The sequence below is a fragment of the Acinetobacter sp. F9 genome, from assembly GCF_019195275.1.
Lineage (GTDB): Bacteria > Pseudomonadota > Gammaproteobacteria > Pseudomonadales > Moraxellaceae > Acinetobacter > Acinetobacter pseudolwoffii.
The window spans coordinates 778,393-795,558 of the sequence record NZ_CP078068.1; the positions used below are offsets into that span (position 1 = coordinate 778,393).

The window sequence follows — 17,166 nt, forward strand, 5'->3', positions numbered from 1 at the left end:
CCTTCTCATCCTTCAAAGTAACATCAACCTATTAAATAAAGATTTAAATCTTCACGCGATATGAGACTGTGCCAGCACCCAAAGTGCTTATGCATCATCAAAATCTAAGAATAATAAGTTCTCAATTTCCGGTCATCCATCCAGTTACAATGAAATCCGACGGGTACACGAACCGGTAAATGAATCGTGGCAATAGGCCCCTTCTGAATATATTGCGCATCTAAAATCACCACTTTCGATGGACTGCCATCCAAGGCGTGTAGATAAGACATCAGCCAGCCATCATTTTCTGTTTGAGCACCTTCTCGGGCGACAAAAACTGCCTCACCTGTAACCCAGTTTGCTCCAAAGGAATAGCTTGCTGTACTGCCGGTTTCCAGATCATGGTACAAGAGTGTATTACTGCTAACATGATAAGGATCATCAAAGCCGGCAAAGGAAATACTATAGACATAGCGATAAGGCCGCCCTGTATAGGCTTCATTGATCCGCGGAAATTCCTGCTTGATATTGGATAATACAGTTCGAGTGACTTTTCCTGTTTGCTGCTCGAAGATCAATCTTTCCAGCCGAATCTCCTGATCTTCTATTGGTCCCTGAATGGAACTGACCAGTGCCTTGGAATGTACCACTGCATCCATCACTACATCACCTGTGTTCAGGTCATAAGCATTGACCGTATGAAAAATAAAACAGGGATCAATCTCATACCAGCGGATGTCTGCCGCACTGCCACCAAAAGGCAGCATACCTATACGAGCCTGATGTTTAGGATTCCATTGATAGGGTAATAGTGAGCCTTTTAAGGCACTACGCATAGAAAAGTTGACATTCAAATCCAGAATCAGCACCTGAGATTGAGTAATGGCACAGTCATGCACCATCGGGCCATGTTTGACTGGAATTTCGACATGATGTTGCAGTTTGCCTTGAGCATCAATATGTAAATAAAAAACCTGATGATGATTCAAGGCATCATAACAAACCGCATGAATATCTCCTGTTTCCGGGTCGATATGCGGATGAGCCGTAAACGGTAAATCCTGATCATTTTCAAAAAGTTGATGCCGTTTTGATTCCAGTTCACGATTTACTTCGATCGGATAAGCCCCCGCTTCGACCAGTGCCCAGATTTCCCGGCAAAGTGGATGATATTGGTATTGACCGCATCCGCGACTCCACGCGTTTTCCCTAAAATCTGGGGTCTATGCAATTTTTTCTGCACACTGGCCGATCCGACATAAGCACTTTTATAGCAATGTGCTTCACCAGCTTTGAGTTTCAGCGCGTGAATCATGCCGTCACCGGTGAACCAGTGATAATTTCGTGGGTTCTTTACCGTGATCGGATTCGGGCCAATCCGCATCAGCGCACCTTCTAGTTCTACAGGAATTTGCCCATCTACCATCAATTGAGTAGCAAAATGCTCCTGTCGTTGTGGCGCAAATATGCCATCCAGATAGGGATTGTCATGAGAATAGGGAATGCGGCTATGCAGGATTCCCGCACCATGTTTGATAGTTTTACTGAGCGTATTCTTGAGGATATTGCCGAGCTGTTTTGACCACTGCATTATTATTTTCCTGTTTTATTTTTATGATGATGACTGATTTTATACTCATAAAAGGAGGTTAATCATTTTAAACAGATAAGCTGATGGTACGCTAAAACACGATGCGCACCATTACTTCTAGCAGCAATAAGGTTGCACGTTTAGACTTTAATATCCAGGAGCTGAATAAACTCAAAAGCAGGCTCTTCATAAGGATGGCTTGCTTTCAGAGCTTTGGCGACCTCGACCGCCTTTTCATCAGCAACCAGCATTTCTACTCGCCACTCTTCAACCTGCTCTAATTCCCCGACTTCACCAATATAAGGATCTGCACCTTGCTGCGCTTTAAACTGCCCTGTTCCCAATACCTGCCAGGCACAGTGGGTATAATCTCCGATGCCGCCTGCACCCGCTTTAAATAAGGCTTCCTTAGTCACTTCAAGATGTTCATCTGGTACATAATAAATGAGTTTTAGCATGTTTCCCTTCAACATTTTCAATGGCTTATTTAAGATCTATTGTCCAGTGCCTGGGTAATAATATTCAATGCAGAATTATGAGGATTCTTGTTAAATGTTGCATAAAGTCCTAATTGTGGCAGGACTTGATCTGTTTGCACGATTTTCACATGCTCATTTAAAAAACGCAGCAGATATTCCGGTACGAAGCTAAAACCCATGCCCATATTGATCAGGTTAATATGTTGCAACACATTGGTAACCCACAGCATTTGGTCATGCTGCAATTGTTCAAAAGACATCAGGTGATTCAACTGCGCATAAAAGACGGGCGAGGCATTTTGCTCACACATAATCAACTGATGATTTTTCAATTCTTGTAACTTCAATGGCCGATCTGTGGGATGTAAATGCTCGGCTGCCACCAGATAAATCTGTTCATTCATTAAATGAATATTGTCAAAATCGGGATGTTGCAGACAATAGCGGGTAAAGCTTAAATCCAACTCGGCATTTTTCAGGCGTTGAATCTGCTCCATACAGGTCAGACTATGCAGATGTATTTTTAAATCAGGAATATTCTGCTTCAGTTTGGCCAGAATATTTGGCATCACTTTCAGTTCTGCAACATTTAAAAAGCCAATATGGATCTGGTTATTTTTCTGCTGCGCCACCTGACGCGCCGCGGCAACTGCCAGTTTGGCACTTTCAAGCGCCTGTTCAGCATGAATCAGAAAAGCTTGCCCTTCATCGGTCAGTTTGATTTGCCGGGATGAGCGGTCAAACAGCATTACACCGACTTCCTGCTCCAGATCCTTAATCTGCTGACTTAAAGAAGGCTGCGCCGTGAACAGCTTATCTGCTGCTTTGGTAAAACTCTGTTCTTGGGCTACTGTTAAAAAAGCACGTAAATGTCGAAGTTCCATAAACTCAGCCGCATATTCTCAGGCATTTTAAGCTGCCAAACGAGAAAGTAGTAAGAATCTCAATAGACCTATAGTTTATATGAATACTCCTATTGTATTGCCTGAATTTCACTACACTGGATTGTAAATATATTCAAATCTTGTTCTTCAGACAGACACATGGAGTCATGTATGACACAGCATTACGATACTGACGTATTGGTGATTGGCACAGGACCTGCAGGATCGACCTTAGGTTTAGCACTGGCAAATTATGGGGTCAAAGTTCAACTCTTCACACAGTTTAACTGGCTGGCCAATAGTCCGCGTGCGCATATTACCAATCAGCGTGCCATGGAAGTATTACGTGATTTAGGCATTGAAGAACAAGTCAAAGAAATTGCGACACCGTGGGAACACATGGGCGAAAGCCTGATTACCACCAGTCTGGTCGGTGAAGAAATTGCCCGTTTAAGCGCTTGGGGCACAGGTGATGAACGTCATGGCGACTATATCAAAGGCAGTCCATGTCCATTGGTGGATTTGATTCAGCCGAAAATGGAAGCCTTACTGGTCAAGAATGCCGGTGAGCGCGGTGCAATCTATAACTTCAATACTGAATATTTATCGCATGTTCAGGATGAAAATGGTGTCACCGCTACTTTCCTGAACCGGATTACCAACACAGAATTTAGTTTAAGAGCCAAATATCTGATTGGTATGGATGGCGCACGCTCAAAAGTGGTTGAGCAACTTGAGCTACCACTCGAAGGTGTGATGGCGCGTGCGGGTACAGTCTATGTGACTTTTAAAGCCGATCTAAGCAAATATGTTCAGCACCGCCCTGCGATTCTGCAATGGATCGTCAATCCTGAAGCCAGCTTTGGTGATCTCGGCATGGGCTTGCTACGTGCCATTACGCCTTGGAATGAATGGATTATGGGCTGGGGCTTTGATATTTCCAAAGGCGAGCCACAAGTGACTGACAAGCAGGTTCGATCGCGTCTGAATACATTTGTTGGCGCTGAAGTGGAAGATGTCGAAATCCAAAAACTGTCCTACTGGTATGTAAACCAGACTTGGGCAACTGAATATTCTAAAGGCCGCGTGTTCTGTGGTGGTGATGCTGTACACCGTCACCCGCCTTCAAGCGGTTTAGGTTCAAATACCTGTATGCAGGATGCGTTTAACCTCGGCTGGAAACTCGCCTATGCAATCAAAGGTTGGGCCGCACCTTTCCTCCTCGATTCATATACCTCTGAACGTGCGCCTGTAGGCAAGCAGATTGTCGCACGTGCCAACCAATCCCGTTTTGACTATAAGCATTTAAAAGAAGTCTTTGGTTTTGACCAAGGCATCACTACGCAAAAACAGATGCTGGAACGTATTTTTGCTGAAGATGAGCAAGGTGCCGAAATTCGTAAAAAGTTATTTGAAGCACTTGAAATTAAGCATTTTGAATTTAATGCCCAAGGTGTTGAACTGAATCAGCGCTATAGCTCAAATGCGGTGATGAGTGAAACTGAGCCCGAGATCTTTGAAAAAGATGAACAGCTTTATCTGCAAGCCACGACTCGTCCAGGTGCCAAAGTTCCACATACCTGGCTAATCAATAGCAAAGGCCAAAAGCAATCCACTTTGGATATTAGCGGTAAAGGCCGTTTTACCTTACTGACAGGTTTATCAGGTAAAGGCTGGAGATTGGCTGCCGAGACTCTAGATTTACCTTATTTAGATGTAATTCAGATTGGTTCACGTGAGTATCGTGATGTCTATGGTACTTGGAATGCCAAGTCTGAAGTTCATGAATCAGGTGCGGTGCTGGTTCGTCCAGATGGTTATGTGGCTTGGCGTTATCAGGACAGTACCAATGCATCTTTTGATTATGAAAATACGTTAAAGGCGGTATTGAAGCAGGTTCAACTCATAATCTAACTATTCCATCAATCATATTTAATTGACCATCGACATGGATGTCACCTGTCAGCCTGTGGGATATAGTCATTCTATCAGTCTGACGAAGGATTTTGGTTACCTTACGGAATATATCCCTCATCCTTCAAAGTAACGAATATTCTTATAAAAAAGTAAGTCTAACAATTTATGAAAAAACCACCTCAACGGTGGTTTTTTAAGTCAGATAATTAAGAGCCTTGAAGTAAATAACTGCCCACAACAAACAATATTTGTAGTCCTACGACAATAGCAAACAACATCCAACCTTTCTGACGCATTGCCGCCTTATCCATTATTCTAAGTGTTTTAGCCATGTCATCACCTCATACTTGAGAATTGATACTGAACTGATCTATTCCATCTTTCTTTTATAGTGCAATAAAGTTGTGCATAAAACATACCATAGCACTTTATATACAATATGAAAGCAAAATCTAAACCAAGTTCAGTGGGAGAAGTTAAATTAAAAAATCAGAATGCTTAAAAAGCAAAAATCCACCCCAAGGTGGATACGAATTAAGTAATTATAGATATTTTTAAATTATTTTTCCATAAAGTATAATTAAGTTAATATTTTTAAATGTTATTTATTGAAAATTAAGAAAATTAATGATTAGTAATTTTCTGATATTTCCACATGAGAAGTGACTTTGCTGTAAGCCTGAATTATTCATTACATAAGTTCTCATTTGGAAGTGTGATACTTTTACCATCCATCGCTTTACTAAAATCTAAATACGCCTTAAAGCGCTGTTTTGTGTTTGTGGTGACTGCAATGACATGCTGAACGACATTGGATGGTTTGTACAAAGTATCTTGAGAAAAACGCTCGTAAATGCAGCCTATCGCGCGCGATTTTTCAAATGCAATTTTTCGTAGCGGGTATTGCTGAGAAGTATCGAGTAATAAGCTCTCTTGCAGAACCATAGCCAATTGTTTTACCGCCTGTCTTTGTTCCATATTTATAAAATTCTTTTCAATATAGAGATCAATATCATCACGAATTCCGTTTTGATTCACATCAGGGCCTTCGATATCGCGATCACGATTGAGTTTCGGCAAATAACCACTTTGTTTTATTTCATCTAAATGCTTGATATTAGCTCGCCACATGTATGTATCACACCCCGCCAATGTGAATAGTGAAATAAGTAAAATGCACCTTGAGAATCTGATAAATATTCTTGGCATGAGTACCTCTTTATTTTATATGCATCATCATTGTCAAAAAGCTCAACATCTATCCTGAATCTCAATATATTTTCATGATTTAGTAGATCTGTAGTGTTTACGATATTTCATATAAAAGATCGCAACAGCGATCAAATGCAAAGCTAAACACAAGATGATTTTTAAATGTGGACTATACAGCTCATCCGACATTTTTTCGAAGAGAGTCAAATAAACCAGACTATAGGAAACGAGTCCTAAAATGGTTATTGCCGTTATTTCTATTTTTAAATATGCACCATCTGCAAAGTTATAATCTGCACTAAAACACAATAATGCAAAGATAAAATATGTAAATATTTTCATGATTTAAACTGGTTACTTATTTGAATTATTTAAACGATGTTAACTCCGAAACATACATAAAAAAAGGGCTGCTGACGCAACCCTTTTTTAATCTAAAACCGATTAACCAATGAACTTACGTGCATTACGGAACATACGTAACCAAGCACCATCTTGATCCCAGTCTTCTGGTTTCCAAGAATGCTGAATCGCACGGAAGTTACGTTCAGGGTGCGGCATCATAATTGTTGCACGACCGTCTTGAGAGGTTACACCGGTAATACCTTCCGGTGAGCCGTTCGGGTTCAATGGATAATGTTGTGTTGCATTCCCCAAGCTATCTACATAACGCAGAACCACCTGATTCGATGCGTTGAGCGCAGCAAAGTTTTCCGCAGTTGCAACCGCACGACCTTCACCATGTGCTACAGCGATCGGCAGAATCGAACCTTCCATGCCCTGAAGCAATACAGAGTTTGATTTTTCCACACGAACATTCACCGCACGTGCTTCAAACACTTCAGAAGTATTGCGGTGGAAACGTGGCCAAGCATCAGCACCCGGAATCAGCGGAGCCAACTGAGACAACATTTGACAGCCGTTACAGATACCCAGCGAGAAGGTTTCCTGACGGTTAAAGAATTTCTCAAACTGGTCACGCAGTTTAGTATTGAACAATACTGATTTTGCCCAGCCGCCACCAGCGCCCATCACGTCACCGTAAGAGAAGCCACCACAAGTCACTAAGCCTTCAAAATCATCCAGGCTGATACGACCTGCCAGCAAGTCACTCATATGTACGTCAACGGTATTGAAGCCGACTTTATCAAATGCTGCTGCCATTTCGATATGACCATTGACACCCTGCTCACGCAGAATCGCCATGTTCGGACGACGTGAATTAATGTACGGCGCTTCAATCGCTTCATTCAAATCAAATGTCGGTTTCGCAATGATACCTGCATGAGATTTGTCAGTGATAAGAGCAAATTCCTGATCCGCAGTTTGTACGTTGTCACGTAGGCGCTGGATTTGGTGGGATACTTCCGTCCAAGCCACTTGCAGATCAGCACGTTCAAGTACTAAACCGTTTACAGATAACTGATCCGTGTTATTTACCGTACCCACCACCTGAATGGCATCTTTCAGGGTAGATGCTGCAACTTCAGCTTGTAGCGCTTCCCAGTCTGCTTTGGCAATTTGAAGCACTGCACCAATTTCTTCTGCAAACAGGCTTGCAGTTGACTGATCTTCTAAAGCCACACCCAGACGTGATGCGAACATCATTTCTGCAACAGTTGCGACTAAGCCACCATCACCGATGTCATGATATGCCTTGATCAGACCACGATTGTTCCAGTCTTGAACCAATGCGAAAAATGCTTTGAAGTCATCGAAGCTGTCGACATCAGGCGTCACAGAACCGATTGCTTTATACACCTGCGCCAGAATCGAACCACCTAGACGGAACTGACCTTTCGATAAGTCAATACGAACCAGTACCGACTCTTCATTTTTCAATTCAGGAGTCAATGTTTTACGAACATCGGTCACTGGTGCAAATGCAGTAATCACGCCTGACATTGGAGAAGTCACTGATTTGTCTTCGCCTTCATCATTCCAGGTGGTACGCATTGACAATGAGTCTTTACCGACTGGAATTGCGATACCCAGTGCTGGACACATTTCCATACCGATGGCTTTTACACCTTCGAATAGCGCTTGATCTTCGCCCGGTTGACCGGCAGCAGCCATCCAGTTTGCAGACAATTTAATGTCGCTGATTTTTTCAATCTTCGCAGACATGATGTTCGAGATTGATTCAGCCACTGATAAACGTGCCGATGCAGCAGGATTGAGCAATGCGACTGGTGGACGTTCACCCATCGCCATCGCTTCACCGGTGTAGCCTACTAGGCTTGTCGTTGTTACCGCAGCATCCGCCACCGGAACCTGCCAGCGACCGACCATTTGATCACGTGCCACCATACCAGTAATCGAACGGTCACCAATACTGATCAGGAATGATTTAGAAGCCACTGTCGGGTTTTTCAAAACGCGATAAATCGCATCTTTCAGATCTGTGACTTTAGCCGCGTCGAAATCATCGCCTTTGCGTTCAATCGTTTCATATGAACGGCTCATACGCGGTGTACCACCAAGCATCACCTGCATTGGCATATCCACTGGCTTGTTGCCAAATAACGGATCTTCAACGGTTAAGTGACGCGCTTCAGTTGCTTCACCGAGTACCGCAAACGGACAACGTTCACGCGCACAGATCGATTCAAATAATTCTAAAGAAGATGGACGAATCGCCAGTACATAACGCTCTTGCGCTTCATTTGACCAGATCTCCATAGGCGACATGCCCCGCTCAAGCGATGGAATCTTACGCAGATCCAGCACCGCACCGAGTTCATGGTCATTCACCAGTTCAGGCATGGCATTCGATACACCACCTGCACCGACATCATGTACAGACACAATCGGGTTCTGGTCTTCCATGCGCCAGCAAGTATCAATCACTTCCTGACAACGGCGTTCCATTTCCGGGTTTTCACGTTGTACCGAAGCGAAATCCAGGTTTTCGCCGAGTTTACCGCTGTCTACAGAAGATGCTGCACCACCGCCGAGACCGATCAGCATGGCAGGGCCACCGAGCACGATCAATAAATCACCGGGCAAGATTGGATCTTTTTCAACGTGATCTGGACGGATGTTGCCATAACCACCGGCAATCATGATTGGCTTATGGAAACCTTTAACATCGCCATTGATGTTTTGTTCAAAGGTACGGAAGTAACCATTTAAGGCAGGACGACCAAATTCGTTGTTAAACGCAGCGCCACCCAATGGGCCTTCAATCATGATTTGTAGCGGCGATGCCATACGCGATGGCTTGCCATAGTTTTCTTCCCAAGGCTGTTCAAAGCCCGGAATGTTCAGGTTAGATACTGTAAAGCCGGTTAAACCTGCTTTAGGCTTACCACCACGACCGGTCGCACCTTCATCACGGATTTCACCGCCCGAACCTGTCGCAGCACCGGCAAATGGTGCAATCGCTGTCGGATGGTTGTGAGTTTCCACTTTCATCAAGATATGCGCGGCTTGACTCTTATATTTATAAACCTGCTGGCCATTGTCTTCTTTGGTTGGATAAAAACGCTGGGTATCCGAACCGACAATCACCGAAGCATTGTCTTTATAAGCCGACAATACATCTGTAGGTGATTCTTTATAAGTATTCTTGATCATCTGGAACAATGACAATGGCTGAACTTCACCATCAATCGTCCATTCAGAACCGAAGATTTTATGACGGCAATGCTCAGAGTTTGCCTGTGCAAACATCATCAGTTCGATGTCATTTGGATTACGACCCAGCTTGATAAACGCTTCAGTCAGGTAATCAATTTCTTCCATCGACAATGCAAAACCAAATTCGTTGTTGGCCTTAACCAGTGCCTCTTTACCTTCACCTAGAATATCAATCGAGTTCAGTGGTTTTGGTGCTGTTTCAACAAACAGTACCGCAGCCTCTTCAATCGCATTGAATACGCTTTCAGTCATACGGTCATGCAAAATCTGTTGAACTTCATTTGATACGTGTTTTAGACCCTTCAACGTAAATAAAACGCCGCGCTCAAGACGATGCACCGGCGTATTACAGTTTTTGAAAATGTCTGTAGCTTTAGAAGACCAAGGCGAGATGGTGCCGACACGCGGTGTCACTAAAATTTGGATTTCATCACTTGCAGCCTGGTGCAATTCAAAAGATTGCCCATCGTTGAGAAGCTGTAAAGCTGATTGCTGTTGTTGCTCGCTGAGCGCTTGGTCAAAGAGGTAGACCCATTGACTTTCAATTGATTGAACAGAACTAATTGACGTCAAACGCGATAATAGTTGAGTTTTCTTAAAAGAAGAATGTGCGGGTGCACCGGCAACGATAAACATGCTGATTTTGGCTCCACGGGATGGTCTGAACAACCATGCCACAATGTGACTTGAGAGAGCGCATATTCTACTGTGAAATAAGGAAATCGGCTAGATGGCAAATACGAAAACTACGGCTGAAATATTCTGTATTTTTAAAATATTGTGTTTATTTTCAGGCAGGAAAATTGAATGTAGTCGCGTAGATTAACACAATTTGTTAAAGAAAAATCAAAACCGATTAACAATAATTTCACTTAAGAAAATTGTATTATTTTTCAACAGCAAGACCACTTAAAATGCGTACAGAACTTATTCTTGAGCCGTTATAAAAAACTTATTAAGGATAGACTAAAGCTTCTCGGGATAGACTGAAACAGTCGAGTTCATTTTTTAGCTCATCTCTCTGTCGGCGAGTTGCACTACTGAAATAATTTTATATCCAGCTATCCCCATTCCGGGCTCCATTGCAGGATTTAAGACTCTGCCCCGCTGTTCTCCCTTTTCGAGCCTGTCTGTATGAGCAAACTATATCGCCTGCTTCAATCGACTTCCAGTAATATCCGGTAGCCCAGATTATTCCGATCACTCATCTTAATATATGAACTCTATTCAAAGATACCTAAATCTCACATATAAGACACCACCATAGTTTCTAATAAAGAGTGAGAATTAAAATCAATAGATCTACTTTAGTAAATGGATTTCCAGGATATTAAGTCTGTTTTCACCGATATATTAACCAAAAATATTGATTCAAATATTTCTTAAATTCTTCGCTAAAAAGAGCGAAATTACATGCTAATCAATTGAAAATATAAAGCTTAAATTCAAACTGATTCTCGGCCTCTATTCTTATGCAAAAATTCAGAATATATAAGCATCATCAGACATGAATTAATGAAAGTTTTTTAGGCTATTATGAAAAAAATCACTACTCATAATGAAGAAAATAAGAAATATTAAAATTTTGTTACTTTTTCATTTTCTGACTGACATCCATCTTTATTCTAATAAAAAACCATGCAATAAATACCTGTAATTCCTATAAAAATATATAACCAACAGATCTACATTTTATAAGATGTTGAAATCAAAAATAGCCTTATATCAGCAAAGAATCTACATAATTAATGACTTCATCAGTAAATTTGATGATTTTATGTTAACCTCTACGCCAATTGCTGAGGAAATGTCCACATTCAGGACGCATGAATCATCCTCTTTTCTGCTGCAGATATGAATATCCAATTGATATTCAGACGCTGGTTTTTTTATTTTCTGTAGCTTCACTGCTCTGTCTAATCTAGAGCCTTAATCTGTTGCCAATGATTTAATTTTCAAAAACAAAAGGTGACCCGCTTAAGGAGTATGTATGTTTCAATTCACTAGTACAGCAACTGTACTATTGATGGTGCTTTTCTATGGCATCACCTTTCTATTGTCGTTACGCATTAAGCAAAAAAATGAAAATGTCGATGGATATATGGTCTCGAATGGCTCCATCGGATTTGGAATGTCTGCGGCCAGTATGACCGCCACCTGGATCTGGGCCGCTTCATTTTATGCAGCGGCTTCGTCCGGATATAAATACGGTGTTTCCGGTGCCTTACACTATGGTTTGTGGGGTGCACTGATGATTTTATTTATCTACCCATTCGGCAAACGTTTCCGCGACCTGGCACCCAATGCACACACTTTGGCAGAAATCATGCATGCACGGCATGGTAACCAGAGCCAGATGATTCTGGCAGGCTCCAACATTGTCGGGAGCGTGATCAGTCTGATGGTAAACTTTACCGCAGCAGGTGCGCTGGTTGAAATTCTGTCTCCCCTCAGCTTTATCCATGGGGTCTTGATTACCGGAATTGGCGTCCTGTCCTATACTTTATGGTCAGGTTTCCGCTCCTCGGTATTTACCGATTTTGGTCAGCTGGTCGCCATGATTGTGGCGGCAGTGATCATTATTCCGACGCTATTTTTCACCCTGGGCGGCCCTTCACTGTTCCAGACCGGCATGCATAATCTGCAACCGGAACAACTGGATTTCTTTTCGAAAACCGCATTTTTAGAACAGGGTGCGCCATTTTTTGTGGCAGTACTGGCTTATGCAATTGGTAACCAGACCATCGCCCAACGCCTGTTTGCAGTGCGTAAAGACTTGATCAAACCCAGCTTCATTACTGCAACCATCGGTTATGCCGCGATTGTCGTCGGTTTGGGAATGCTCGGATTATTGGCACTATTTGCCGGGATTCAGCCGATTGATGGCAACCTGAACAACCTGATTCCACAAATGGCAGCAACGTATCTGTCTCCATTTATGGTGGCCTTACTCTTTGTCATGGTGATTGGCGCGCTTTCGTCAACGGCGGATTCGGATTTATCTGCCCTGTCTGCCATCGTAATGACCGATATTTATGGCAAACAGATTGCTAAAAATCGTCCTGATCCGAAGAAAATGCTGTTTATTGGCCGGATGACCATGATTGTAGCCACCATGCTCGGTATTTTAATTGCCACGCTTAAATTCGACATTCTAGCGATGCTGATTTTCGTCGGTGCACTCTGGGGTGCCATCGTATTCCCGGTGATTGCCAGCCTGTACTGGGACAAGGTCAATGCCCGTGCCTTTAACTGGTCTGTCGGTATCGCATTTTTAAGCTTTCTGGTGGTTCGATTTGAATGGCTGCCAATTCAGGGTCTGATCGCACTCAGTTTTGAGCTTATGGCCACCATCGGTATTGGTGTGGTACTGGGTCTGATGAGCTTTGGCTTCTTTGGCAAGAAAGTCGGCCTGGTGGTCGGTATTCTGGCCAGTATCGGCTTCCTTCCATGGACCATCGGCTTCCTGCGTGATTATGGCACGCTATTGAGTTCCCTGACCGCCTACGGCAGCAGCGCCATTGTCTGTACAGTACTGACTTTAATGAATAGCAAAGAACGATTTGATTTTAAACAAATCAATAAGATGGTGATTGAATTTCACCAGGTATCTGAGAAAAGTAAATAAGGAGATTTCAGATGAGTAGTCAATTTATGACCCTATATGTACTTTTTTGGCCATTGGTGGCGACGATGATTTTGTTCGTCATTTGCATGGGGGTCTATAAAGACATCCAGGAAGCCAAGATCAGTGGTGAAGATTTGCTTTAGTCCACTTCTATCATGAGATAAAAACAGGTCAATATGACCTGTTTTTTTATAGCGATTGTTCAGCTGAAATTTCCACAGGGTTTTGTTTGTTCCGACAATTCATGTCGCAGCACTCTAGTGCTGTTGCTACTTTTTTGGCATGATGCACTTAGCAAAGAATTGAATAATGATAAATGACTCAAATGCGTTGGTTAGAGCTGCTTTCGACAGTTCGGATTGGTAGTAAAAAGCAAAGTACTGAACTGGCACGTAGCCCGTTCCACAAAGATTATGACCGTATTATTTTTTCACAAAGTTTCCGCCAGCTGAACCGTAAAACTCAGGTTCACCCTTTAACCCAGCACGATGGTATTCATACACGACTCACACATTCACTTGAAGTGTCCTGTATTGGGCGTTCACTCGGGATGCTGGCCGCAGAGAAAATAAAAGATCAGTTACCGCCCTGGATTTCCCCGGCCGATGTCGGTGCCATTATTCAGGCTGCCTGTCTGGCACATGATATTGGTAATCCCCCTTTTGGCCATGCCGGTGAATATGCCATTCGAGAATGGTTCGACGATGCATCGCATACCGATTTTTTAAAAGATCTCAGTCCTGAACAAGAAGCCGATGTACGTCAGTTTGAAGGCAATGCCCAAGGTCTACGCCTGTTGACCAAAATCGATTACCATCCCAATGATGGCGGCATGCGTTTGACTTATGCCACGTTAGGGGCTTATTTAAAATATCCGTGGCTGTCAAAAACCATGGCATCTCAAGTCGATTTACCTGCCAGCAATCGGGCCAAGTTTGGCTGCTATCAGGCCGAGAAAGAGATTTTAAAGCAGATTGCAGAACAACTCGGACTGATTCAGTTAGCTGAATATCATTACTGCCGTCATCCACTGACCTATCTGCTCGAAGCGGCTGATGATATCTGTTATGCCCTGATTGACCTTGAAGATGGTATTAGCCTGAATATGCTCAGTTATGACGAAGTTGAGCCGGTCTTTTTAAATCTGCTCGGTGATTATGGTATTCCTTCTGAAATCGCCATGAGCAATACCACCTGGCAGCAAAAAATTGCCGCCTTGCGTGGTCGGGTCATGAAACGTCTGGTCGATGAAGTGACAACGGCTTTTGCCCGTCATCATGACCAGATTTTATCGGGTCAGTTACAAGGTACTTTATTGCAATATTGTACTGCGGACATTGAAATCGGGATTAATCGCGCCAAAGAACTGGCACGGGATAAAATTTTTGAGCATCCGCAAAAAGCAGGACTGGAAATTATCGCGCATCAATGTTTGCAAAATATTCTGGATGCCTTTATTCCCTTAACAACGCCGCATAAAAACCTGAGTTTTAAAGAACAGCGCTTGATGTCGATTCTGCAACGTTCAGGGGCGAATTTTAGCGCCAGCCATTATGACAATATCATGCAGGTGCTGGATATTGTTTCGAAATTTTCTGATCATCAGGCTTATAACCTGTCGCAGGAATTACAAGGCAATAAAGCCGGATTGTTATAAAATATTCTGCTGTATGGGAGGATGATTGCAATAAAATCATCTATTTTACAGCGGCAGATTTTGCCTTTCCGGAAAATGCTGACTACTATGCAGCAAAACTGAATTTAGTGATGATAAAAGATGATTGGATGTCTGATTGGTGAAGTACTGGCTTTAGAAGCACCGACCGTACTGTTAAATGTAAATGGCGTCGGTTATGAAATTGATACGCCGCTGACGACTTTCTGCCAGCTGCAAAAAGGACAACAAGTCACACTCTGGACCCATCTGGCCGTGCGTGAAGATGCACAGTTGCTGTATGGCTTTATCAATGCGCAGGAAAAAACCATTTTCCGCACCCTGTTAAAAGTCAACGGCGTGGGTCCCAAAATGGCCTTGGGTATTCTTTCGACTTTAAGTGTGGAAATGCTGATTCATACCGTTGAAAATGAAGATGTGAATACCTTGGTCAAAGTTCCCGGTGTCGGTAAAAAAACCGCTGAACGTTTAATGATTGAATTACGTGACCGCTTTAAAGCCATGGCTTCAGGTGCTGCGCCAAGCAATTCAACTACACCACAGATTCAGTTTATGGGCAATTCAGCCGTGGCTGAAGCAGAAGCTGCATTACAGTCTTTGGGTTATAAACCTGCTGAAGCACAAAAACTGATTAATGCGGTTAAAGCAGATTACACTGAAGCCAGCGACATTATCCGCGCTGCATTAAAGTCGATGAATCGTTAATACTGATTTAAATATTCGCTGCAAAATGAAGATGAGAAGGCAGCATGGATGCTGCCGCAGAAATATGGCATAGGATGTGCCATTATTTTTGCAAAGGGTTTTGTTACTTTTGCCCTGTCAAAAGTAAGAGCATGCCTGCACAATGGCATACGAATTGTTAAAGCATTTTGAGGCTATGACTTTATTCACCTCAAATAAACCATAGAGATTAACTCAAAAGATATGCAAGACCGTCTCATCAGTGGTTCTGAAAAACCAGAAGATCATTTTGATCGTGCCATCCGTCCAACCTCACTCGATGACTATATTGGTCAGCCGGTGGTTCGAGAGCAAATGGAAATCTTTATTGGTGCCGCCCGTGGCCGTGAAGAAGCGCTGGATCATACATTGATTTTTGGCCCGCCCGGCCTGGGTAAAACCACGCTGGCGAATATTATTGCCCGCGAAATGGGCGGTAATCTTAAGTCGACTTCAGGTCCGGTGCTAGAACGTGCCGGTGATTTGGCCGCCATGCTGACCAATCTGGAAGAAGGTGATGTCCTGTTCATTGATGAGATCCATCGTCTTTCACCCGTGATTGAAGAAATTCTCTATCCAGCGATGGAAGACTACCAGCTCGACATCATGATTGGCGAAGGGCCTGCTGCACGATCAATCAAACTGGATTTGCCACCCTTTACCCTGGTTGCAGCAACCACACGTGCAGGTCTGCTTACCTCTCCTTTGCGTGACCGTTTCGGCATCGTACAGCGTTTAGAATTTTATTCAGTTGAAGATTTGACCCACATTGTCAAACGTTCAGCCAATTTGATGGATGTACCCATGACTGGTGATGGCGCAAAAGAAATTGCCCGTCGTTCACGAGGCACACCACGTATTGCCAACCGCTTATTGCGTCGTGTACGTGACTATGCTCAGGTCAAAGGCACTGGTGAAATTAATCAGGATATGGCACAACGTGCTTTGGACATGCTCAAAGTCGATAAAGATGGTTTAGATACTTTAGACCGCCGTTATCTATCGATGTTATTAGAACGTTTTGATGGTGGCCCTGCTGGTGTTGAAGCGTTGGCTGCTGCCATGGCAGAAGATTCTGGTACGCTGGAAGATGTGATTGAACCATATTTGATTCAGCAAGGTTATGTCATGCGTACTGCACGTGGCCGTATTGCCACCAATATGGCGTATTTACAGTTTGGGTTGACACCACCTGAGCCAAAAGAAAAGTGATTCAAAAAGCAGCTTAGGCTGCTTTTTTATTGAATATAGATTTCAAATTTTGAATAAGAGAATCTACTACAATGTTTAGAGCTTTGAAACTATCAGCAATACCTTCTTTATCAATTACCGCGGTAATACACATGATTTGTAGCTGAGTGAGATAACGCTCAAATTCGTCCCATTCAGATACTAATTCATGATCTTCCTCTACTAACATTTTTAAATGAGTA

General features: G+C 43.0%; 11 protein-coding genes and 2 pseudogenes. 6 read left to right on the forward strand and 7 right to left on the reverse strand.

The features are described from left to right. Positions 1-104: 104 nt before the first annotated feature. From KT990_RS03820 to KT990_RS03830, 3 genes and pseudogenes are all read right to left on the reverse strand, one after another. A pseudogene (locus KT990_RS03820) lies at positions 105-1,573 on the reverse strand (carotenoid oxygenase family protein). Between the two features lie 140 nt (positions 1,574-1,713). Beyond that, a complete protein-coding gene (locus KT990_RS03825; protein ID WP_005097590.1) occupies positions 1,714-2,031 on the reverse strand; it encodes a hypothetical protein in 318 nt (105 codons plus the stop codon). 29 nt (positions 2,032-2,060) lie between these two features. Further along, on the reverse strand, positions 2,061-2,936 hold the full coding sequence (locus KT990_RS03830) for a LysR substrate-binding domain-containing protein (RefSeq protein WP_180000995.1): 876 nt from the start codon (positions 2,934-2,936) through the stop codon (positions 2,061-2,063). Between the two features lie 171 nt (positions 2,937-3,107). Between KT990_RS03830 and KT990_RS03835 the strand changes: the two genes are divergently transcribed. Next, positions 3,108-4,850 carry an FAD-dependent monooxygenase gene (locus KT990_RS03835; protein WP_218209193.1) on the forward strand — a complete coding sequence of 581 codons (1,743 nt, stop codon included), beginning with the start codon at positions 3,108-3,110 and terminating at the stop codon, positions 4,848-4,850. A gap of 209 nt (positions 4,851-5,059) precedes the next feature. Here KT990_RS03835 and KT990_RS13585 read toward each other — a convergent pair whose 3' ends face one another. The 3 genes from KT990_RS13585 to purL all read right to left on the reverse strand — a co-directional run bounded on the left by KT990_RS13585 (position 5,060) and on the right by purL (position 10,343). Beyond that, on the reverse strand, positions 5,060-5,185 hold the full coding sequence (locus KT990_RS13585; RefSeq protein WP_252146096.1) for a KGW motif small protein: 126 nt from the start codon (positions 5,183-5,185) through the stop codon (positions 5,060-5,062). A 352-nt stretch (positions 5,186-5,537) separates the two neighbouring features. Then, entirely contained in the window at positions 5,538-5,984 is a 447-nt protein-coding gene (locus tag KT990_RS03840; protein WP_180050069.1) for a hypothetical protein, read from the reverse strand. A 525-nt stretch (positions 5,985-6,509) separates the two neighbouring features. After that, complete coding sequence (gene purL, locus KT990_RS03845) at positions 6,510-10,343, reverse strand: phosphoribosylformylglycinamidine synthase (protein ID WP_218209194.1); 3,834 nt, start codon at positions 10,341-10,343, stop codon at positions 6,510-6,512. 1,354 nt (positions 10,344-11,697) lie between these two features. On the opposite strand from purL, the gene KT990_RS03850 reads away from it, so the two are divergent. The 5 genes from KT990_RS03850 to ruvB all read left to right on the forward strand — a co-directional run bounded on the left by KT990_RS03850 (position 11,698) and on the right by ruvB (position 16,945). Next, complete coding sequence (locus tag KT990_RS03850) at positions 11,698-13,335, forward strand: sodium:solute symporter family transporter (protein ID WP_005170049.1); 1,638 nt, start codon at positions 11,698-11,700, stop codon at positions 13,333-13,335. 11 nt (positions 13,336-13,346) lie between these two features. Further along, the gene (locus tag KT990_RS03855) at positions 13,347-13,478 is read left to right on the forward strand and encodes a putative transporter small subunit (RefSeq protein WP_005097597.1); all 132 of its coding nucleotides are present in this window, start codon (positions 13,347-13,349) and stop codon (positions 13,476-13,478) included. 173 nt (positions 13,479-13,651) lie between these two features. Continuing rightward, positions 13,652-14,992 carry a deoxyguanosinetriphosphate triphosphohydrolase gene (locus KT990_RS03860; protein WP_005097598.1) on the forward strand — a complete coding sequence of 447 codons (1,341 nt, stop codon included), beginning with the start codon at positions 13,652-13,654 and terminating at the stop codon, positions 14,990-14,992. A gap of 120 nt (positions 14,993-15,112) precedes the next feature. Beyond that, positions 15,113-15,715, forward strand: a complete 603-nt coding sequence (ruvA, locus tag KT990_RS03865) for a Holliday junction branch migration protein RuvA (protein ID WP_159138210.1) — start codon at positions 15,113-15,115, stop codon at positions 15,713-15,715. Between the two features lie 222 nt (positions 15,716-15,937). Next, positions 15,938-16,945: a Holliday junction branch migration DNA helicase RuvB gene (gene ruvB, locus KT990_RS03870; RefSeq protein ID WP_005097600.1), complete on the forward strand. Its 1,008-nt coding sequence runs from the start codon at positions 15,938-15,940 to the stop codon at positions 16,943-16,945. Positions 16,946-16,958: 13 nt separating this feature from the next. Here ruvB and KT990_RS03875 read toward each other — a convergent pair. Next, positions 16,959-17,166: pseudogene (locus KT990_RS03875) on the reverse strand (hypothetical protein); the annotation flags it as partial.